This window comes from Pseudomonas sp. UBA6276, from assembly GCF_002438365.1.
In the GTDB taxonomy this organism is placed as follows: Bacteria; Pseudomonadota; Gammaproteobacteria; order Pseudomonadales; family Pseudomonadaceae; genus Aquipseudomonas; species Aquipseudomonas coleopterorum.
Genome location: NZ_DJUS01000186.1, coordinates 1 through 3,136, shown reverse-complemented (window position 1 = coordinate 3,136; position 3,136 = coordinate 1). Strand labels below are relative to the sequence as shown.

The window sequence follows — 3,136 nt, the reverse complement described above, 5'->3', positions numbered from 1 at the left end:
GCGATGAATACCGCCGTCGCTGCCGCACCACCGCTCACTGCCGTCCCGCCCGCGTCGCTGGCCGCCCGTTACGCTGGCGTGCGCGCCCGCACGGTCGCGCTGGCCGCCCCGCTGAGCGCTGAGGACGCCATGGTGCAGAGCATGGCCGATGCCAGCCCGGCCAAATGGCACCTGGCCCACACCACCTGGTTCTTCGAGCGCTTCGTGCTGGCCACCCGGCCCGGCTACGCCCCGATCGATGCGGACTGGCATTACCTGTTCAACAGCTATTACCAGAGCATCGGCCCGGCGCATGCGCGTCCGCAGCGCGGGCTGCTCTCGCGCCCGTCACTGGATGAGGTGCTGCATTTCCGCGCCGAGATCGACCAGCGCGTGATCACCGCACTGCAGGCCGGCAGCCTGAGCGAACAGGCCCAGCATCAGCTGCTGCTCGGCCTGCATCACGAGCAGCAGCACCAGGAGCTGCTGCTGACCGATATCAAGCACGCGTTCTGGTCCAACCCGCTGCAGCCGGCCTACCGCGAGGATCTGGCGATGGCACCGGCCCGTGCGCTGCCGCTGCGGTGGCTCAGCAGTCCCGAGCGGATCGTGGAGATTGGCGCGCCGGTCTGGCCCACCCAGCCCACATTCGCCTATGACAACGAATCGCCTGTACACCGCGCGTTGGTCCCGGCGCATGCGCTGGCCAACCGCCCGGTCAGCAATGAGGAGTACCGGCGGTTCGTGCAGGCCGGTGGCTACCGCGAGCCGCGCTGGTGGATGAGTGAAGGGTGGACGCTGTGCCAGGACCAGCATTGGCAGCATCCGCTGTACTGGGATGACGCACTGGAGCGCGAGTTCACCCTGGGGGGCTGGCGCCCGCTCGATCCGCACGCACCGGTCTGCCACCTCAGTTACTTCGAAGCCGACGCCTACGCGCGCTGGCAGGAGGCCCGTCTGCCCACCGAGTTCGAATGGGAGGCGGCCACCGCCGGTCGCCCGCTGCGGGGTCGCTTCGCCGATGCCGATCAGTTCCACCCCGGTGGGGCCGAAGAGGACGGCGACATCGTTCAATTGTTCGGCGATGTCTGGGAATGGACCAGCAGCGCCTACGGACCATATCCGGGCTTCCGCACCTTCCCGGGCAACCTGGGCGAGTACAACGGCAAGTTCATGTGCGGGCAGTGGGTGCTGCGCGGGGGCAGCTGTGCCACCCCGGCCGATCATCTGCGCGCCAGCTACCGCAATTTCTTCGCACCGTCGGCCCGGTGGCAGTTCGCCGGCCTGCGCCTGGCCCGGGACATCGCATGAGTTCGGTCCGTGATGCACTCGAGGCGTTGACCGATCTGCAGCCGGACCGTGATCAGATCACCGCCGACATCCTGCGCGGCCTCTCGTCCACGCCGCGGCAGCTGCCGTCCAAGTATTTCTACGATGCGCAGGGCTCGGCGCTGTTCGAGCAGATCACCCAGCAGCCGGAGTACTACCCGACCCGCACCGAGCTGCAGCTGCTGCAGGAGTGCGCGCGCGACATCGCCAAGGTGGTCGGGCCCCGCGTGCATGTGGTCGAACTGGGCAGCGGCAGCGGGCGCAAGACCGAACTGCTGCTGCATGCGCTGCGCGATCCGGTGGCCTACACCCCGATCGAGATCTCCCGCGCCGCGCTGCTGGACAGCATCACCCGGCTGGCCCCCTCGCTGCCGGAGATCGAAATGCTGCCGGTCTGCGCGGATTTCACCCAGCCGGTGCAGTTGCCGTCACCGCAGCGCGAGCCGGCACGCCACCTGGTGTTCTTCCCCGGTTCGACGCTGGGCAACTTCGCCCATGACGATGCCATCGCACTGTTGAAGGCGATGCGCCAGACCATGGGTCCCGATGGCATGGCCCTGATCGGCATCGACCTGCACAAGGATGCGGGGCTGATCGAGGCTGCCTACAACGATGCCGCCGGCGTCACCGCCGACTTCACCCTGAACCTGCTGCGCCGGCTCAATCGCGACATCGGCAGCGATTTCGATCTGGACGGTTTCCGCCACCGCGCCCGCTACAGCGTGCCGCGCCTGCGCATCGAAACCGAACTGGTCAGCCAGCGCGACCAGCGCGTGCAGGTGGACGGGCAGAGCTTCGCGTTCGCCGAAGGCGAAGCGATGACCGTCGAATACAGCCACAAGTACACCGATGCGGTGTTCGCGGCGATGGCCGCTGCCGCGGGCCTGCGGGTCACCGCCCACTGGAACGCGACCGATCCCGCCTTCGGCCTGCGCCTGCTGCAGCCGGTCTGATCCGCGCGGCATTGCCGCTATGATGCAGGTCCACTGGCTGCAAGGATTCCGCCAATGCGATGGTTGCCCCTGTTGTTGGCCGGGCTGTGGGTCGGCGCACCGTCGCTGGCGGTGGCCGCGCCGGATGCGTTTGCCAGCTGCCTGGTCACGCTCAAAGCGCAGGCCGGCAAGCAGGGCATCCATGCCGAGCGCTTCGACGTGCTCACTGCCGGGCTCACCCCGGATCCCAGCGTGCTGCCCCTGCTCGATGCACAGCCGGAGTTCACCACCCCGCTGTGGGATTACCTGGCCGCCCTGGTGGATAGCCAGCGCGTCGACGATGGACGCGCCCGTCTGGTCGAGCACCGTGATCTGCTGGCCCGCGTGTCGGCCGAGTACGGTGTCGATGCCGCCACCATCGTCGCCGTGTGGGGTGTGGAGAGCGATTACGGCCGCGTGTTCGGCAAGCGCCCGCTGCTGCAGTCGCTGGCCACGCTGTCCTGCGAAGGCCGTCGCCAGCCCTTCTTCCGCGGTGAACTGCTGGCCCTGCTCAGGCTGATCGACGGCGGTGACCTGCGTGCCGAAGGGCTGACCGGTTCGTGGGCCGGCGCCTTCGGCCATACCCAGTTCATGCCGTCCACCTATGCCCGCATCGCGGTCGACGGCGACGGCGATGGACGTCGCGATCTGGTCGCCTCCATTCCCGACGCCCTGGCCTCCACCGCCAACTATCTCAAGAAGGCCGGCTGGCGCACCGGGCAGCCGTGGGGCATGGAAGTGAAGATTCCGGCCGGCTTCAATGCCAGCCTGGCCGGCCGCACCCAGCGCAAACCGCTGGCCGACTGGCGCGCGCTGGGCATCCTCCCGGTGGCGGGCGGCGCGTTGGCCCCGGCCGG

Annotated in this window: 3 protein-coding genes; all 3 read left to right on the top strand. The window is 68.7% G+C overall.

Translation table 11 applies throughout. The features are described 5' to 3' along the window. Window positions 1-3 precede the first annotated feature (3 nt). The gene (egtB, locus tag B2V21_RS20895; RefSeq protein ID WP_286917933.1) at window positions 4-1,290 is read left to right on the top strand and encodes an ergothioneine biosynthesis protein EgtB; all 1,287 of its coding nucleotides are present in this window, start codon (window positions 4-6) and stop codon (window positions 1,288-1,290) included. Further along, window positions 1,287-2,261 (top strand): L-histidine N(alpha)-methyltransferase, encoded by a 975-nt coding sequence (gene egtD / locus B2V21_RS20890; protein ID WP_286917916.1) that lies wholly within the window; start codon window positions 1,287-1,289, stop codon window positions 2,259-2,261. Before egtB ends, egtD begins: the two co-directional genes overlap by 4 nt. A 54-nt stretch (window positions 2,262-2,315) precedes the next feature. Further along, the coding region (locus tag B2V21_RS20885) for a lytic murein transglycosylase (protein WP_286917915.1) at window positions 2,316-3,136 on the top strand (821 nt) is incomplete at its 3' end.

Coding starts and splice junctions, on each gene's coding strand:
- egtD (WP_286917916.1), top strand. CDS start 1,287: ATGAGTTCGGTCCGTGATGCACTCGAGGCGTTGACCGATCTGCAGCCG.
- egtB (WP_286917933.1), top strand. CDS start 4: ATGAATACCGCCGTCGCTGCCGCACCACCGCTCACTGCCGTCCCGCCC.